We start from the raw sequence: 15,650 nt of genomic DNA on the forward strand, positions 1-15,650 counted from the left end.
CTGTTCCTCCAGAGGGTGAGAGGATGGCTTCTCCACACGTCGACGTCGACGATCTCGTTGCGACGCTCAAACAGATCCGCCAGCGCGGCCACAGTGCTCACACTGTCTTCCGCGACTGGGTCGACCTAATGTTGTATGCCCTTCAGCGCCGGGACGAGCCCTACTTGGAGGTTCTCGACGACTATCGCGAGCGCGCCGACATGGACCAGCCCGACGGGCAGCGCTCGGCCGACCTCTTCGCCACGGCGTTTGGCCAGCTCCAGGAACGCATGGCCGAGACTGACACCGACGTTCTCGGCGCGGTGTACGAAGAGTACGGGATATCCAGTGATGCCTTCGGCCAGCACTTCACTCCACACACCGTCTGCGAGATGATGGCTGAGATCTCCGGGATTGTCGACGACAGCGAAACCGACGATCGACAGACAGTCCTCGACCCGGCCTGCGGCAGCGGGCGGATGCTCCTGGTCAGCGGTCGACGCCACCCCGAGGCGTTGTTTGTCGGCCAGGACAAGGACCCGCTCTGTGCGAAAATGGCGGCTCTGAACTGCTGTTTCTTTAATCTCGATGCCTACATCGTTCAGGGCGACTCGCTCACTATCGACTACCAACGAGCCTGGCAAACCTCCCACTCGCCGATGGGCGGGAGCGTTCGCGAACTCGACGAGGATGAGATCGAGGGCCTGCGGGACTCGTTGACTCCGGCTTTCGAGAATACGGCCGAGGAGCGCCCTCCAGACGACGCAGGGCAGGACTCGGAGCGCCAGGAAGAGAGTGCGTCCGTGTCCGTCTCGACGCTATCTGGCGGCGAGCAGGCGTCCTTGCTGGCTTTCGACCGCGACCACTGACCCCGCTTTTCTGTGCCCCAGGTGGGTGAGGGGCACTCTACAGAGAGAGGTCCCCGTCACAGAACTATGTCCGACGAAGACAGTTCAGCCGACGTCGAGCGTATCGAACGAACAGATATTGGAACGAGCATGGAAGCCCGGCTCAAGCGAGGCACTGGAACCCGTGACGAGGACCAGGTCACGATCAAAGCGAAAGGCGAGGACGCCAAGCACACCATCGACGAGTTCTACAAATTGCTCGCTGAGTACGACGACAAGATCAGCGATCAACTCCGCGGGATTCAACCTGAGAAATCAGATTCCTGAACACCCGTTGGTAGTTTTTTTGTCGTCAACTACTCCCACGAATGGACTTGCTTCCACTGCTGATATTCCGATGTGGAAAGTAACCGACCGCATTGACTGCAGTAGTTGAGATCGCGGCCCTGCCGATGGTCGCGAGCGGATAATTCCGTATCTGAGGTGATTTCGGTACAGTTCTCGCATCGGCGTTCCATTTTCCGCTCTTCTTGTACCGCTTTCGCAGCGTCAAGGTGTTTCATCATCGCTTCGATTCCCTCTTCGCGCGGTGTCTTGTGTATGAACTCGATATCATGGATTCCGATCTCGATATCGGTTCCAAGAGGTTTATCGACCGAAAGGATCTCACAGCCTAATATGCATACATCGCCCACAGCTAGAGATTCATCGCAAAATAGCTCAAATCTCTTAATTTCAGCTTCTTCGGCGTAATTCTCTAAGGTCTGCAGTTGGCGTCCAGCCGTCATTTCCACCGGTAACTCTCCAGTCGCTCCCTCAGAGGTCACCCAATCCCAGTTGGACATACGTGATTCACCGTAGGCCTGATGGAAATTGATACCGACGACGACGACGATTTTTCTGTCGCCTCACGGGGTGGAGGCTTCGAACTATGGAGACGACCAACGCTCCGATCGAACCGTACTTCCTCGACGAATCGCCGCTCGAACCCGACTTCCAGCGAACCATCGCGAACGACATTGGACTCCCGGTCCACGTCGACATTGAGCGACCCGACGAGGTGCCTGCCGACGACCAGGACCGTGCAATCGACCTCGCAGAACGTATCCTCTCGGCTGGCGGCCGTCGAACCGGCTTCGGGCATCACGAGGAGGTCCGTCGGTCGATGGCTGACTGGGCACCTGATCGAGACGACGACCGAACCGATGATCCCGGATTCTGGCGGCGATGCGTCTTCTCGATGTCGCCAAAAGAGCGAAATTTTGGCCGGTTGCAGGGCGATCCCAAAGAGCAGTATCAGAAAGCCCAGACCATCATCGCCTGGGCAGCAGACTGCGTTCCCGGCGAGGTCCTCGAAGCAATCGAACAGTCCCAACTCGAGGATATCGAGCAGGCCTGGCGCGAGGCCGCCGAAGACGAGCGAGTCCGACGCGAGATCCAGCAGTTCGCCGAGGATCCGCCTGCCCAGGTCGACGGCTGGGAGCGCTTCGAGGCCAGCCACGATGCCGTCGAGATCGGATACGTCGCTCAGAACCACGACACGCCATCGGTCGCAGCCGTCTTCGAAACCACCGACGGTGACCGGGAAGCACGAGAGTTCACGCTACAGGAGTGGATCGACAACGGGGGCAATCCGCACGATGCCCAGCCAAATCGCTTCTGTGTGTCCAGCGATGCCGACAGTGCCTACGCCCGTCTCCGGTCGCATCTGCTGACCTTCGACGCCGAGGCGATGGCTGACCAGGAGATGGAAGCCCAGGGGCTCTGAACAACCCAACCAACAGCAAGCATAGTAAATTAAGAGCTTTATTGAAGACCTCAGTAGAGACACATTCTACCCCGATTTCGGTCAATAAAGGTGAAGCACCAATCGCTCGGGATACCGCAATCCCTACTACGGGAGATTACACCGGTGAATTCTCGTGAATTCTTTCCAAGCACTCGCCGGTAAAGGTGTTTAGATCGGTTGTTGCTTCCGGATCGAGCGAGACCGCAACGCCAGCGCCGTTGAGAGGGAAGTGCAGGAGTGTCGCATCGTCGAAACAGCGAACCGACCCGTGGAAGTCGCCGAAGGGGAATGCTCTTTGTTCGGTTTCCTTCGAACTTTTGCGCAAGTGAGTGACGATACTGTCAACCTCCGACTCCAAGCGAATGTGTTCCAAGTCGTCATGAAGATACAGTATCTCGTACTCGTCTTCGGTGTACACCAGTGCGCCCCGGAGGTGGTTCCCTGCCCGACGCTTGAGGAACTGAACGAGGTTGTGACTCGCTGTCTGAGCGTCCACGTACAGAATATTTGTGTCATCCTAGAAAAATGTTATGCGTGGTTCCAAACGTTGTATTCCTCTTAGACCCTCTAAAATCTATGTCCCGCTCCTGTCCACGTGCTGGTCAGTACGCAACTCGCATCGACCGGCTGTTTCATGCAAGAATCTATCTGAAAAATCGGATTTCAACAATTCGGTCAGTCGTCAGCTAGTCCCACGAATGGACTTGCTTCCACTGCTGATATTCCGATGTGGAAAGTAACCGACCGCATTGACTGCAGTAGTGAAGATCACGACTCTTCTGATGGTCGCGAGCAGATAATTCCGTATCTGAGTCGATCTCCATACAGTTCTCGCATCGACGTTCCTTTTTCCGCTCTTCTTATACCTTCCGCGCATCGTGGAGGTGTTTCATCATCGCTTCGATCCCATCGTCCCGTGCTGTCTGATGTACAAACTCAATGTCGTGGATTCCAATCTCAATATCAGTTCTCCGGGGACCGTCGACCGAAAGGATCTCACAGCCCACTCTGCATACATCCCCCACGGCTAAGGATTCGTCACAGAATAACCTGAATCCCTGAATGTCGGCTTTTCCGACGTAGTTCTCCAGTGTCTGGAGTTGGCGGCCAACCTTCATTTCTACCGGTAACTCTCCAGTCGCCCCCTCAGATATCACCCAATCCCAGTTGGACATGGGAGAGCGCCCGTAGCCCTGATAGAAATTGATACCGACGTCTAGGGTGTCATAGAACGATTCCCAAGGTGTTGTTTGTACCCACAATTAGGTGAATCAGCTATTAGAATGACTGTGCGTACTGAACAATCGGATACTGTTTCCGATCTTATTCTCCAGATCACTGGATAGACAGCCGATAGCACACGCGCTACCGACCAGTACCAGGCCGGAAAAATTCAGTTTCTAAACCAGTCACTCCAAAACATTATTCTTTGTGAATATTCATTACATTGATATAGGAGGACATGTAACTCAGTACGTATATCCGGCTGCTGAAGCCGGTGTACCGCACCGAGAGGATCAGTGTGCGGAAAAGGGGGACAATCATGTTCAAACGGGAAGACAACACAAAGAAGAAACTGCGGAACCGTACCGACCAGGGGGCCGTCACCACGGGGACGGAAGTGCACCGTATAGACAACGTCCAGAACCCGAACGAGGCCGAGACAGTGACACCGACAGCCGACCAGAGAATCGGCAAGGCACACCCGGTTGAGATCGATCAGGTGTTCGATATCCTAAGAAACTACCGACGCCGATCGGTGCTCAGGTACATGCAGACCGTCGAAGACGAGGTCACACTGGGCACCCTCGCCGAACAGGTTGCCGCCTGGGAGTGTGGCAAGGATCTCTCACAAATAACGTCCAGCGAACGGAAGTGCGTCTACGTCGGACTCTACCAATCACACCTGACTAAAATGGACGACGTCGGTGCGATCAAGTACAACAAGGCCCGGGGAAAAATCCAACCAGGCGAAAACAGAGAGCTCTTCGAACAGTATCTGCCGGTCACGACAGATGACACCAACCGCACATGGACGAACTACCAGTGGGTACTCCCGCTCGTCATCGGCCTACTTACGCTCGTACTCGGACTCGTCTGGCTCATAATGTAGAATCGGCCACTGTTTCCGATCTTGCTTTCATGGATTCTCAGAAGAACTGACTGATGAGTTGTTCTCCGGTATCGACCGATTCTCTCTGCGACGATTAGCAGGGTGTGAGAACTGTTCTATGACACCCTCACCGACATCTCCTGCGATAGCCTTTCCCGTACCAGAAAATGAGGATTTACGCTATAATTCGACTGCCGTCGACAGCGATTTTCTGCGCCCCAAGTGGGTGAGGGGCGCTCCACAGAGAGCGTTCCCGACTCAGAACCATGTCGATGCAAGAGCAACCAACGCTGCCAGCACAGAAAGGCGAAGAGTACAGCGAACCAGACGCAGACGAGCAAGACACCAGCAAGTCAACGTCGACGGCTGGAGGCAATTCCTTCCCCTCCCTGACCGTCGATGCCCACGGCACTGCAGAGCGATTCCGCCAGGTTTGCGACTCGGAGCACACCGAGGCCTTGGAGACACAGGAAGTCCAACTCTCGCTCTCCCACGAGATCCAGTCCTACGGCGAGTGGACCGACCTCATTTCCGCGGATTTCAATCCTCACCGACCGACGGTTAGGAAAGGGAACATCGTCGACCGGCTGTTCGACCAGCTCTCGGAACACTACGAACGGCCGTCGTCAACGCCGGACGACCCGCCCTGCTGGACGGTCAGCGTGAGTGGATCAGCAACCGCGTGGCGACGCTTCTTCATGGAGTACGTTCAGACCGGCGCCGAAGAGCACGAGCACGCCTACCAGGGCGTAGCGCATCTCAGCCAACTCCTCAGTACGGACATCGCCGGCGACGGTGCAGCGCTGGCAGCACTCGATCTGATCAACGAATACGATCTGGACCACTCCAGAGAACAGTTCGTCGAAGATCTGCAGGACGACGCGGACGGAGAGTAGGCCAGCACACACCTCTATCGACTTGATTAGTCCATTCCGAGAATTGCCTCTGATGTATGCAGTACCGTTCAGAAACCGTACCGTTTGTGCGCCTCGTCGATCGGAACGATCTCCAGAACTCGGACCTCTTTTTCGTCCTCCAAGACGGTATATATCGCGGTATATGTTCTGGAGATGTGTAGACGGTACCGGTCACGCTGTCCGTCGATAGGGAGCTTTTCTTTGTCTCCCTGACCACGCCCTGGATACGGGTTTGCTGCAAGATAGCCCAGTTTCTCCTTACAGATTCGTTTAGTCTTTTCGTCGGCTATATCCAGGAATTCACGGGCATCCTCACCGAGCAGGACGTCGTACTCAGACATCCGAGAGGGATGTCAAATCGTCACTGTCAGCCTCTTCCAGCTCTTGGAAGCGCTGTTCCAGATCCTGTCGTCGTCGCTGTTGGGCGAGTTCTTGCAGGAGGTCATCGTAGGTTTGCCCCGGCTCTTTCAATTCGTGGAGTTCCTTTCGCGTTTCCTCAGTCACCGGGATGCGCTTGTCCGCTGACATCGTCTTACACGTACGTACAGGGCTAACAGTCTTAACAGTTCTCCCCGGCATCCGACTTCGATCGAGATGTCTTGGATGAGGATGGTCTCGATAGGTCCGAGAAGTAGTCCTCTCACAACCCACACGGAAACAGAAGACAGGGTGGCAATCTCCGTTCTCCGCTTGGCCGGACACCCCTCTATCGAACTGTTCCATTTTACTTTCACCCAGGCATCGTGTTAAGTTTGGCGTGAGTTGTGGTGGACGGCGAAGGCTTCGAGCCACTCTTGAGCTGTCTCTAGCTCGACATGGCTGAAACTATTTGCAAATGAGGATGTTCGCCGTTCTATTTCCCAGAAAACACGTTCGATGGCATTCCGATTTCCATGTGCGAGAGTCTGAAATCGGTAGCCATCTTCAGCCAGAACTGGACCAAGGTAATCAGCATCGTCGACGAGAAACAGCACCTCGTCGAGCTGATACTGGTAATGAAGCTCGGCCAGAAACCACCGCGTCGTCTGTTTCGTTGCCGTCGGAAAGAGGCTGAGATGGAGAATTTCGTTCGTCTGCGGATCGACAGCGCCGTACAGCCAAAATTTCTGTCCATGGAGCGGATCATCTTTTCGTCGACAGCGAGTTGATCCGCGGTCACCGTCGAAATCGGCTGTAGATCGGCCTTGTGAACCCACTCGTGGATCGAGACATGACTGCGTTGGACTCCCAACTCCTCGAGAAACTGACTGGCATCCCGAAGTGACATACCTGCCAGATGACACCGGATGCCCACTTGAATCGCCCACTCGGGAGTCCGCTGGCGCTCCACAAACGACAAGTCGATCCACTCGATACCTCCACTGAGGCGGTCGGATTCGGACATAGACACTCAGAACTCGTCCGCCTCATTCTCTAACTTAACGCGACCCACCCAGGTGGGCGAGGGTTTAAAAGATATGACGAGTAGAAGACGGTGTGTGACCGATCGAAACCCTGAGTTCGATCCTGCTGACATCCGTGGCGCTGCAAGCTCGGACCCCGACGCCGACCCTCGCGACGAGGAACGACCACCTGGGAACTATCCGACCCACGACGGGGACGATACCAGTACCTGCGGGGCATGTGAGCATGATATCCCCAAAGGGGAGCTCGAGTGTCCCTTCTGTGCCAACGAGGAAGTCAGTGACTCGTCGGTCCCCGAGAGTATGCAGGAGGCGACCGTCGAGCCCTGGTCGTTCGGGCGTGTCGTGATCGCCGTCGTCGAGGCCAACTCCGACTACCACGCACGGGCGTTGGGAGCTGCAGCCTTTTCTGTCGCGAGCGAAGGCGATCTGGCCCGCGACTTCGATGTCCCCTACGCGGAGGTCATGCCCCGAGCGGAGCTGAATTCTGAGCCATCGAGGACACTCGCGAAGGGGTGGCCGAACCTACCACCAGAGGCACCGGTCGATCAGCCCGAAGGGCGGTCCATCCTGGAGACCGCCGTCCAAGCAACCGACTGGGAGGCGCCAGATACCGAGCCTGTGATCTATCGTGAGGACGGGACGCCGCTGACCAACTCGACAGCCTACCAAGCTCTCTCGGCGGCGATAGATCTCGCCGAGGACGAGTACTGGGTCGTCCCTGGGTTCATCAAGCGCTACGAGATCGACCCCGAGGGCGACGCTGTCACCCAGCTAGTCAGTGAATCCTCAATCGAGTACGAGTACTACTGCCGGACTTGTGCCGACATGCGGACCCACACGCACATCGAAACGGACGGGCTCGCAGACCATCCCTACATGGACCGGCCGATCTGGGTCTGCAACAGCTGTTGTCAACCTCGTCACGAGCCGACCGGGTCCAGGTCCGACAGCGAGGAGGACACGCCCGATCACTTCCCGGACGGCCTTACCAAAGAAGACGTCCACGGTGACGATCCGACTCCAGAGGAGCTAGCCGACAGGGAGTTCGAAGACGAAGTCGAGGCCTACCGAGAATGTCGTGGCCACTTTCCGTGGGAATAACGTCGCGGGAGCAAACCTGGGGGGTTCGAGAATCTCCCGCGACAGCTAGAGATTTGTACAAATGGTAGATAGAGTTGATGATGCCGTTTGTCAGTGTCTCTTGGAGGGTCACTACTGGATTCTGTATTGACCAATGCTTGAGGACCCACATTCCGGACAGGTTTCCGTCGACTGCTCGACGGTATAGCCACACTGTCGGCACTCAAATACCGGTTCTGATGAGGTCACGAACTCCCGGATGTACTCAAGTATCATCGGCAGGTTCGGGATGGACGACTGTGCCACAGCTGGGACAGTCGGCCCAGATCGCGTCCTCGCCATCTGCATTTTCGTACTCCAGCAGGATATGGAACCGAGTCAGGTCCGTCTCACACTCCGGACACCGCCCGATTCCGTCAGTAGTTGATGGCATGTGAAGCATGGAGGGTGTTGTAAATGGTTGTATGCACGCCCCTTTGTTAATTATTGGCAAAAGAGAATTATCCTTCGTGAATGAACTATCCTACTCTCCACTATTAGCTCCCCGGACCTGAAGACGGAGGTATGTGCGATCGGTCTGTATCACACCCCGTTTGCAATATGAGGGCACGGGCAAGTTCCCCACCACCACCCCCCCCCTTTTGCAATATGAGCTTGAAGCCAGAGACTCCCGTTTCACTACCGATCCTCCACAGCCCCCCTTTTGCAATATGAGCCGTCGTAACCTGATGGATTGTAAATTAGAAGTATAAAATATCAAAGTGACAACTGCACTCTCAATATTTAGTTATGGATCACGCTCTCTGCCTGCGAATTCTCGGGGAACAACTGAGTATCGACACCCCATTTGCAATATGAGCATCTAACGGATTGAACATGTTCGAAGGGGAAGCGACACCCCGTTTGCAATATGAGCTGCCCCAATTGATCATACCCATATTCTCTATTTGGATCTCGTTCAGAAATTCTTGAGATTGTTCCGTACGACCGGTTTGATCATGTCTTCTTCCTCTAAGATATCAGCAAGCCGATCATCCTTGTCAGCTAGTGTCTCGACCATCACCTCAGCAGAGAGATTGTGGAAGATATACTCAGCGAAGACACCTCTTTCGTTTCCCCGCCCCTTCCGGTTCAACTCGATGACTTCGTAGGTATCCAGCTCCCGCATCCAACGTAGAAAACTGTGCTTCGAACGCTGCTCAATGTCCTTGTGCTCGGTGATCCAGTTGTAAAGCGTATGCGCGACGGGGGCAGGCGCAGACTGTTCAGTGAACAAATCTGATTGGTTAAGTTGCTGCTGGCCATACTGATTGACAATAGCAGCCGCGAAGAGGGAGACTTGCTTCTGGACAGAGACATTTTCAATTATATCGACCACATAGTTTTTCTCGACTTGATTTTTCGCTTGCTCCACGTGCTCAGTGGTGACGATGTTTTCTTCACGTCGGTTCGCAATATTTCCGGCCTCCCGGAGGAGGTCAATCGCAAAACGGGCGTCCCCTTCGCCCTGAGCGGCGATCGCTGCGACGTACGGGATTACTTCCGTGTCGAGAGCTTCTTCGTAGAAAGCATCCTGACGGTGTTCCAAGATTTCTCGGAGTTCCTCAGCGTTGTAGTCCGCGAACGAGACCTCGGTTGGATTGAACGTACTGTCAGTTCGGGAATTGAGTCCGTTCATCAAGTTGTTCGGACTGTTCGTCATGACGATGAGCGTGAACGCGCTGTCCATCTTGCCGATCCGTTTTGCTCGTGAGAGTTTGTAGAGAATATCCGAGAACGCAGGCGCTTTGTTTTTGTTTCGGTTGTCTCCCACGAGGAGGTCTAACTCGTCAAGAATCACGATTCCGAAGTCAAGATGATCGTCGACAATCTCAAAGAGACGATCGTAGCGGGAGCTCGTCGAGACGCCAGTTTTTGAGGTATATCTCAGGTCCAATGCTCGTTCAAACTCGTGAGTAATCTGGTGGACGGCCTCGTGTTCTGACTTCTTGTGTTTGCCGTTTATTTCTACGAACTCCATCTCGATGTCCCGTGTTTCACCGATATTGATGGCTTTCGTCGCGACAGTCCCAGCGATAAGAGTTTTCCCGGTACCAGAAGGACCACGAAGCAGCATATCCTCGGGCTGGTCCCCATGGAGAGCCGGCTTGATGATGTTGATGACTTTGTTAAGCTGTTCGTCTCGTCCGACAATTCGGTCCTCGTCAACGATAGTGTCTGGCTCGATGAGATCCTTGTTTTTGAAGACGGTATTGTACTCGCTCGTGAGCTGATCGGTGATAGATAGTTGATGCGAGTCGCCATCCCCCGACTCCTGATCCATGATATTCGGTGGTTTCAACCCCATCTTGCAAATACCTTTCCCACCACCTGCAAAAAGAGGGTGCGGGCAAATACACCCCCTTGAGCTATCCAAATTCTCCTATAGTGAACGATAGAATTTACACCCTTCCCCCATTTGCAATATGAGCGGGGACATCGATGGGAGGGGGTTGACCTCACGATCATCCGTTGAGGTGCTTGTTTTCCGAGAAAACAATGGCAGGAAGTGCTGAACTAACAATCTCCAGATACCATACTGTACTAGGAAATGTTTTTACCCTTTCAGTTAAAACCAAACCCGTACCGCAACTAGTTCTAGATACAGATAGTGTATGAGTATCTAGAGTATCTTTTGACAGTTTCTGCCAGTGATGATCCAATACGTCCATTTTCAGCACTTATGGATCTTATGAAGATGTTTCCGCTCGACAGAATTGTTTCTCCGATCTTGTCTTCCAACGCTGTATCGGTGAAGCTCATATTGCAAATGGGGGGAGGGTGTCCTATTCCATTACATCGTCAGTTCAACCTCTTCGTCCTGTATTCGGCACACTCAACCAGGCTTCGTGGCTGCTTTCTCGATCGAATCGTCTGCTGCCCACAATTGTGGCTCCCCTGAAAGAGTGGTCAGCGTAACTTCTGAACATCGGGAAGGAACGTCTTGATCCAGTCGGCAGCGAAATTCAGCCCATGACTCAACCGAAGAAATGTCTCGGTGAGAAACTCACGGAAGTGATCTTTGTCCTCGAAGATTTCTGGCGAAATCTCTCGTTTGAGGTCTTTCCACAGCGGTTCGATTGCGTTTAGCGCCGGTGAGTATGGCGGAATGAAGACGAACTCGATGCCGAGTTCGTCGGCCCGTTCCTGCGTGAGTTTGGCGTGATGCGAGCCATAGTTGTCGGCCACGAGCAGAATCCGGCCCCGCGGATTCTGCTCGCTGATCGCTTCGAGTGCCTCGACAATCGTCTCTTTGACCAGTCGCTTTTTATACGTGATTACGCTCTTGCCAGTCAACGCATAGAAGCCAATCGACCGCCATGGGAACGTTACCAGCGGTTTCGCTATCTGAACCGTCCGGTCAAACGACCACATCCGCTGAGAGTTCTCGAACGGTTGTGGCCACGCCTCATCGAAAAAATTTGAACACGACTGGATCGTCTTCTCCCTCTTTGTCTGTGTCTTCGCCGAGCGCCTCGGCCAGGCGCTCGGCGAAAATCTCCTCAGCTTCGTCTGGACGACGTGGATCCATTGGACGTGGTTTGGTATAGTTCATCCCAGCTTCACGCAGCTTTCGGCTGAGATGCGCCGGGTGGTAGGTGACGCCGTAGCGGTCTTGGATGAGTGCGCGAATCGCCTGTGGCGTCCACGGTTGGCCGTTCTCAAGTATGACACAGAGTTCCTCGAACTGCTCGGGTGAGAGCTTTGGCGGCGGCCGGCCGCCGAAGCGTGGCCGTAACCCCCCGATCCCACTCTCATTCTACGCCTGAGCCCACCGACGCGTCGTGGATCGGGAGATCCCGACACGTCGACCCGCCTGCTTGCGTGTATCGCCTTGATAGAGATTCTTGATGAAACAAAGCTGCCGGACGAGACAGGTCTCGTCGGTCTTCTGCGCTTCCTCAATCGCGTGGTCAAGCTCTCTTTCCGACAAATGCCACGTTAAGTGACCGCGTTGACTGGTGTCCATCGAGAACTATACGCCTCCAGGGGGGTCAACTCTTTTGCAGACCACTCTTGTCTGAAGCCCAGAGTGACCCGCCGACGGCGTCGCCGTCGCGGGTCACAGTCGATGAGAAACAAACCGAGGTTGATGGCTGTAAAAAAGTGGCTCTACGCCGCTGTCGACACAGAGCCAAAATTACTGCTCGAAATCAACGTGTTCAGCCGCCGCGGGACTGACCCCGTGGCGGCGTTCCTGCATCGGCTCACTTAGAAACACGATGTTGCCGATTCAGTGTTTCTCGTCGATGCTGGCGGCTATCTGACTGCCCTCTCACGCCACGATTTGAGCGGTCGGCTTGACTACCGAATCCGGAACCACATCGAAAAATGGTTCCAGACTGAGGCCATGCGAATCGACCGCTTTCACTCGTTTTGGCGGGGAAGTCAACCCAGCGCGAAACAGTGGTTACGGCGCTTCAGACACCACTACAATCACGAACGACCGAATCAGGCTTTCGACGGAAAAAACGCCAGTGGAGGTGGTCCATAACTAAACAGTGCCCTATCAAGTGAACTATCACGCGTAATATTCTTAGAATAGTAAAAATAAAACTATATATTCCAATTTTGGTATTTTATTCTGGAAAATAACAGCTTTACAACTCATATAGTTCTTTCTTCTCCTTAAAGGCCAGAATTGAGTATGCTATTGTTTAACTTGAGGCAAGAATGAATAGAAGAGTACGAGATTAATTTTGTCTATAGGTATCGGGGTGAGTATTCCGACAGATTATAGGCGAAATTCTCCGTTATATTATGATATTTTACTCTCGGTTCGCTTCTCCTTGCAATGCGGACCAGTGACACGGACGCGCTCGTCTCGGAGCGCTCGACGGTATACGCCCCAAACGGCGTTGTGGCGACGAGTCAACCACTCGCGGCCGAAGCGGGACTGGACACCCTGCGCGCGGGTGGCAATGCCTTCGACGCCGCAGTGGCAACGGCCGCTGCACTCAGCGTCGTCGAACCCGTAAACACCGGGATTGGCGGGGACGCCTTCGCGTGCTTTCGGACTGCGGACGGCGAGGTCGGCGGGATGCGAAGCTGCGGATTCGCCCCGGCCGAGGCGACTCGCGACCGAGTTTGCACGCTTGCTGCCCAACAGCAAGATGTCTCGACCCAGAACGCGTCGATGCCGTTTCGCGGGCCGCTCGCGGTGACCGTTCCGGGGGCAGCGAAAGGGTGGGAACTCACTGTCGAAGAGTTCGGGACAATGCCGCTGGCGGACGTGCTGCAACCCGCAATCGACTTCGCGATGGATGGCTTCCCGGTCACGGAGGTGATCGCCGAGGACTGGCAGAAAGCGAGCGATCAGTTCGTGGACGCCAACGGCCGTGAGCAGTTCCTCAAAGACGGATGTGCCCCACGTACTGGCGAGGAGATGCGGCTCAAAAACCTCGGCCGGTCGTTACGGCGCATCGCAACTGACGGTGCGTCGGTCGTCTACGAGGGCGAAATCGGACGACAAATCGTCGAGACGGTCCAATCCCACGGCGGCCTGCTGACGACCGAGGACCTCGCCGCCTTCGAGCCGGAGCTGCTGGACCCGGTGAGCACGACCTACCGTGGTGCGGAGGTATTCGAACTCCCGCCGAACAATCAGGGTCTCATCGCGCTCGAGGCGCTCAATATTGCCGAGGAAACCGACGCGGGGAGCCGTCGGTATGACGCCGCCGAGCGCGTTCATTACTTCGCGGAAGCGCTCAAACTCGCTTTCCGGGACGGACACCACTACATCACCGACCCGTCGTTCGAAAAGGTTCCGTCGTTAGCCTCAAAATACTACGCCGCGGAGCGAGCCGAACGGATTAGCGAGACGGCGCTCACAGACGTGCCGCTGGGCGTTCCACAGGCGGAACATGCTGATACGGTCTTGCTCACCACCGCTGATTCCGAAGGGAACGTCGTGACGTTCATCAACTCCCGCTACAAGCAGTTCGGCAGCGGTCTCGTCGCTGGCAACACGGGGATCGCCCTCCAGAACCGCGGTGGCTCCTTCTCGCTTTCTCCGGACGACCCGAACTGTATCGCGCCCCGAAAGCGCCCGTTTCACACCCTGATTCCGGCTATCGCACGACTTGGCGACGACGACTGGCTCGGCTTTGGTGTCATGGGTGGCTTCATGCAACCGCAGGGCCATCTCCAACTGCTCTCGAATCTCTTGGATTACGGTCACTCGCTGCAGACAGCTGTCGAACAGCCGCGGTGGCGTTACAAAGCCAACGGCCGCCTTGCACTCGAAGAGGGTCTCGCCGGTCGAGTCGGCTCGAAGCTCTCTAGTCGAGGACACGATGTCGAAGTTCTCCCGTTCGGCGCGTTCGGCGGCGGCCAACTGGCCCGGTACGACGAAGGGACACTCTCGGCGGCGACCGACCCACGAAAAGACGGGAACGCTATCGGATTCTAACATGCCTGAGACCTTCGCCGATAGCATATATTTTTTATCCCCTCGATAGAAACGTCCGCTACATGACGAGCCAATTGAACAGGCGAAGCTTCGCCCGCCACATCGTCGCCGTTTCGAGTTCTGGAATCATCGCCGGCTGCGGCGGATCAAGTAACGGTAGTACCGCGGACTCCGGCGGGTCGGCACAGTCCACGCCGGCCGGACGCAACGTTTCTGAGTACCTCAGTAATTCGGCGAACTTCGACGGGGACCCCACGGTGAAGACGTCCGCAGACGTTGTCTCTGTCAAAGTCGGTGCGGAGGGAAACGGTGGGGCGTACGCCTACGCCCCAGTCGCGGTCGAGATCTCGACCGGGACGACTGTCTCCTGGGAATGGACAGGCAACGGAAGTACGCACAACGTCGTCTCGGAAGGTGACGGACCGCTGGATTCCGGGTCACCGGTTGCTGAGGCGAGCACCAATTACGAACACACCTTCGAAGAGAGCGGGACCCACCTCTATTACTGTACGCCACACAAGTCCATGGGGATGAAAGGCGCAGTTATCGTCAGATGACGGACCGTATTAGATCTCGTTTACTCTCAGTGAACGCCGATTGAGCGGTATCGAGAGGCGGATCGGTATCCCATCAACGTCGGTGTCCGGTCCTTCGAAGTGACGAACAATACTGAATAGCATGTGTACACTAGTTATTTCTATTACATTCTCCAGCTAGGACCGACGGAATCCGCCTCTCCCGTTCGCAACGGCACTCGCGTTGTGTGACCGACGTACGTTTTCTCTCAGTAAACGGCGATCGACCAGCACCAGAAGGTGGGTGAACATTTCGCTACCGTTCGTATCAGATGCTCCGAAGTGATGACTAAACTCGGATAACATCCGGACACTAGTTATTTTATAACACTCTCCCCAGCCATGACGGACGTAGCTGCTCCACTCCGTTCGGCACAGCACCCGATCGTGTTACCGACGTGCGTTCACTCTCATCTAACACCGCGCAAGCGGCCTTCGACTGACGACGGGCACACTGCCGAGCTACATAATGTCCGTACATGTGTTATTTAA

At 55.2% G+C, this 15,650-nt stretch carries 18 protein-coding genes and 2 pseudogenes; 9 read left to right on the top strand and 11 right to left on the bottom strand.

Features of this window, described 5'->3' with window-relative positions; translation table 11 throughout:
• Positions 1–23: 23 nt before the first annotated feature.
• Together VJ109_RS17935 and VJ109_RS17940 are read left to right on the top strand one after the other, a co-directional pair.
• A complete protein-coding gene (locus tag VJ109_RS17935) occupies positions 24–848 on the top strand; it encodes an N-6 DNA methylase (RefSeq protein ID WP_324761140.1) in 825 nt (274 codons plus the stop codon).
• 66 nt (positions 849–914) lie between these two features.
• Positions 915–1,154 carry a DUF7389 domain-containing protein gene (locus tag VJ109_RS17940; protein WP_324761141.1) on the top strand — a complete coding sequence of 80 codons (240 nt, stop codon included), beginning with the start codon at positions 915–917 and terminating at the stop codon, positions 1,152–1,154.
• 29 nt (positions 1,155–1,183) lie between these two features.
• Here VJ109_RS17940 and VJ109_RS17945 read toward each other — a convergent pair whose 3' ends face one another.
• On the bottom strand, positions 1,184–1,672 hold the full coding sequence (locus VJ109_RS17945) for a hypothetical protein (RefSeq protein WP_324761142.1): 489 nt from the start codon (positions 1,670–1,672) through the stop codon (positions 1,184–1,186).
• Between the two features lie 86 nt (positions 1,673–1,758).
• Between VJ109_RS17945 and VJ109_RS17950 the strand changes: the two genes are divergently transcribed.
• Entirely contained in the window at positions 1,759–2,595 is an 837-nt protein-coding gene (locus VJ109_RS17950; RefSeq protein WP_324761143.1) for a hypothetical protein, read from the top strand.
• A 136-nt stretch (positions 2,596–2,731) separates the two neighbouring features.
• Here the strand turns inward: VJ109_RS17950 and VJ109_RS17955 are convergent, their stop codons facing one another.
• Both VJ109_RS17955 and VJ109_RS17960 read right to left on the bottom strand, forming a co-directional pair.
• Positions 2,732–3,112 carry a DUF7522 family protein gene (locus tag VJ109_RS17955; protein ID WP_324761144.1) on the bottom strand — a complete coding sequence of 127 codons (381 nt, stop codon included), beginning with the start codon at positions 3,110–3,112 and terminating at the stop codon, positions 2,732–2,734.
• A gap of 364 nt (positions 3,113–3,476) precedes the next feature.
• Positions 3,477–3,791 carry a hypothetical protein gene (locus VJ109_RS17960; RefSeq protein ID WP_324761145.1) on the bottom strand — a complete coding sequence of 105 codons (315 nt, stop codon included), beginning with the start codon at positions 3,789–3,791 and terminating at the stop codon, positions 3,477–3,479.
• Positions 3,792–4,114: 323 nt separating this feature from the next.
• Here VJ109_RS17960 and VJ109_RS17965 point away from each other — a divergent pair, with 323 nt between their 5' ends.
• On the top strand, positions 4,115–4,729 hold the full coding sequence (locus VJ109_RS17965) for a DUF7344 domain-containing protein (protein ID WP_324761146.1): 615 nt from the start codon (positions 4,115–4,117) through the stop codon (positions 4,727–4,729).
• A gap of 272 nt (positions 4,730–5,001) precedes the next feature.
• Positions 5,002–5,625 (top strand): hypothetical protein, encoded by a 624-nt coding sequence (locus VJ109_RS17970; protein WP_324761147.1) that lies wholly within the window; start codon positions 5,002–5,004, stop codon positions 5,623–5,625.
• 68 nt (positions 5,626–5,693) lie between these two features.
• On the opposite strand, the gene VJ109_RS17975 is transcribed toward VJ109_RS17970, so the two are convergent.
• The 3 genes and pseudogenes from VJ109_RS17975 to VJ109_RS17985 all read right to left on the bottom strand — a co-directional run bounded on the left by VJ109_RS17975 (position 5,694) and on the right by VJ109_RS17985 (position 7,030).
• The gene (locus VJ109_RS17975) at positions 5,694–5,987 is read right to left on the bottom strand and encodes a type II toxin-antitoxin system RelE family toxin (protein ID WP_324761148.1); all 294 of its coding nucleotides are present in this window, start codon (positions 5,985–5,987) and stop codon (positions 5,694–5,696) included.
• Complete coding sequence (locus VJ109_RS17980; RefSeq protein WP_324761149.1) at positions 5,980–6,174, bottom strand: hypothetical protein; 195 nt, start codon at positions 6,172–6,174, stop codon at positions 5,980–5,982. The genes VJ109_RS17975 and VJ109_RS17980 overlap by 8 nt, the downstream gene beginning before the upstream one ends.
• A 218-nt stretch (positions 6,175–6,392) precedes the next feature.
• Positions 6,393–7,030: pseudogene (locus VJ109_RS17985) on the bottom strand (IS6 family transposase).
• A 94-nt stretch (positions 7,031–7,124) separates the two neighbouring features.
• On the opposite strand from VJ109_RS17985, the gene VJ109_RS17990 reads away from it, so the two are divergent.
• The gene (locus tag VJ109_RS17990) at positions 7,125–8,153 is read left to right on the top strand and encodes a hypothetical protein (RefSeq protein WP_324761150.1); all 1,029 of its coding nucleotides are present in this window, start codon (positions 7,125–7,127) and stop codon (positions 8,151–8,153) included.
• 244 nt (positions 8,154–8,397) lie between these two features.
• Here the strand turns inward: VJ109_RS17990 and VJ109_RS17995 are convergent, their stop codons facing one another.
• The 5 genes from VJ109_RS17995 to VJ109_RS19570 all read right to left on the bottom strand — a co-directional run bounded on the left by VJ109_RS17995 (position 8,398) and on the right by VJ109_RS19570 (position 12,141).
• Positions 8,398–8,565, bottom strand: coding sequence for a DUF7837 family putative zinc-binding protein (locus VJ109_RS17995; protein ID WP_324761151.1), 168 nt, complete (start codon positions 8,563–8,565; stop codon positions 8,398–8,400).
• Positions 8,566–9,090: 525 nt separating this feature from the next.
• A complete protein-coding gene (locus VJ109_RS18000) occupies positions 9,091–10,455 on the bottom strand; it encodes a Cdc6/Cdc18 family protein (RefSeq protein WP_324761152.1) in 1,365 nt (454 codons plus the stop codon).
• 626 nt (positions 10,456–11,081) lie between these two features.
• Positions 11,082–11,699 carry an IS630 family transposase gene (locus VJ109_RS18005; RefSeq protein ID WP_434737307.1) on the bottom strand — a complete coding sequence of 206 codons (618 nt, stop codon included), beginning with the start codon at positions 11,697–11,699 and terminating at the stop codon, positions 11,082–11,084.
• The gene (locus VJ109_RS19565; RefSeq protein WP_434737308.1) at positions 11,581–11,919 is read right to left on the bottom strand and encodes a helix-turn-helix domain-containing protein; all 339 of its coding nucleotides are present in this window, start codon (positions 11,917–11,919) and stop codon (positions 11,581–11,583) included. Before VJ109_RS19565 ends, VJ109_RS18005 begins: the two co-directional genes overlap by 119 nt.
• Positions 11,920–11,931: 12 nt before the next feature.
• Complete coding sequence (locus VJ109_RS19570) at positions 11,932–12,141, bottom strand: helix-turn-helix domain-containing protein (RefSeq protein WP_434737305.1); 210 nt, start codon at positions 12,139–12,141, stop codon at positions 11,932–11,934.
• Positions 12,142–12,188: 47 nt separating this feature from the next.
• On the opposite strand from VJ109_RS19570, the pseudogene VJ109_RS18010 reads away from it, so the two are divergent.
• The 3 genes and pseudogenes from VJ109_RS18010 to VJ109_RS18020 all read left to right on the top strand — a co-directional run.
• Positions 12,189–12,670: pseudogene (locus tag VJ109_RS18010) on the top strand (transposase domain-containing protein); the annotation flags it as partial.
• Between the two features lie 296 nt (positions 12,671–12,966).
• Positions 12,967–14,583, top strand: coding sequence for a gamma-glutamyltransferase (gene ggt / locus VJ109_RS18015; RefSeq protein WP_324761153.1), 1,617 nt, complete (start codon positions 12,967–12,969; stop codon positions 14,581–14,583).
• Positions 14,584–14,645: 62 nt separating this feature from the next.
• On the top strand, positions 14,646–15,140 hold the full coding sequence (locus VJ109_RS18020) for a halocyanin domain-containing protein (RefSeq protein ID WP_324761154.1): 495 nt from the start codon (positions 14,646–14,648) through the stop codon (positions 15,138–15,140).
• Positions 15,141–15,650 lie beyond the last annotated feature (510 nt).

Origin of the sequence: Haloarcula montana, from assembly GCF_035666295.1 — an archaeon.
GTDB lineage: Archaea > Halobacteriota > Halobacteria > Halobacteriales > Haloarculaceae > Haloarcula > Haloarcula montana.

What these genes read in the sequence shown, in the direction of transcription:
- VJ109_RS17970 (WP_324761147.1), top strand. Translation starts at nt 5,002, where the DNA reads ATGCAAGAGCAACCAACGCTGCCAGCACAGAAAGGCGAAGAGTACAGC.
- VJ109_RS17940 (WP_324761141.1), top strand. Translation starts at nt 915, where the DNA reads ATGTCCGACGAAGACAGTTCAGCCGACGTCGAGCGTATCGAACGAACA.
- VJ109_RS18020 (WP_324761154.1), top strand. Translation starts at nt 14,646, where the DNA reads ATGACGAGCCAATTGAACAGGCGAAGCTTCGCCCGCCACATCGTCGCC.
- VJ109_RS17980 (WP_324761149.1), bottom strand. Translation starts at nt 6,174, where the DNA reads ATGTCAGCGGACAAGCGCATCCCGGTGACTGAGGAAACGCGAAAGGAA.
- VJ109_RS17975 (WP_324761148.1), bottom strand. Translation starts at nt 5,987, where the DNA reads ATGTCTGAGTACGACGTCCTGCTCGGTGAGGATGCCCGTGAATTCCTG.
- VJ109_RS17995 (WP_324761151.1), bottom strand. Translation starts at nt 8,565, where the DNA reads ATGCCATCAACTACTGACGGAATCGGGCGGTGTCCGGAGTGTGAGACG.
- VJ109_RS19570 (WP_434737305.1), bottom strand. Translation starts at nt 12,141, where the DNA reads ATGGACACCAGTCAACGCGGTCACTTAACGTGGCATTTGTCGGAAAGA.
- VJ109_RS17960 (WP_324761145.1), bottom strand. Translation starts at nt 3,791, where the DNA reads ATGTCCAACTGGGATTGGGTGATATCTGAGGGGGCGACTGGAGAGTTA.
- VJ109_RS17950 (WP_324761143.1), top strand. Translation starts at nt 1,759, where the DNA reads ATGGAGACGACCAACGCTCCGATCGAACCGTACTTCCTCGACGAATCG.
- VJ109_RS17945 (WP_324761142.1), bottom strand. Translation starts at nt 1,672, where the DNA reads ATGTCCAACTGGGATTGGGTGACCTCTGAGGGAGCGACTGGAGAGTTA.
- VJ109_RS17935 (WP_324761140.1), top strand. Translation starts at nt 24, where the DNA reads ATGGCTTCTCCACACGTCGACGTCGACGATCTCGTTGCGACGCTCAAA.
- VJ109_RS18000 (WP_324761152.1), bottom strand. Translation starts at nt 10,455, where the DNA reads ATGGATCAGGAGTCGGGGGATGGCGACTCGCATCAACTATCTATCACC.
- ggt (WP_324761153.1), top strand. Translation starts at nt 12,967, where the DNA reads ATGCGGACCAGTGACACGGACGCGCTCGTCTCGGAGCGCTCGACGGTA.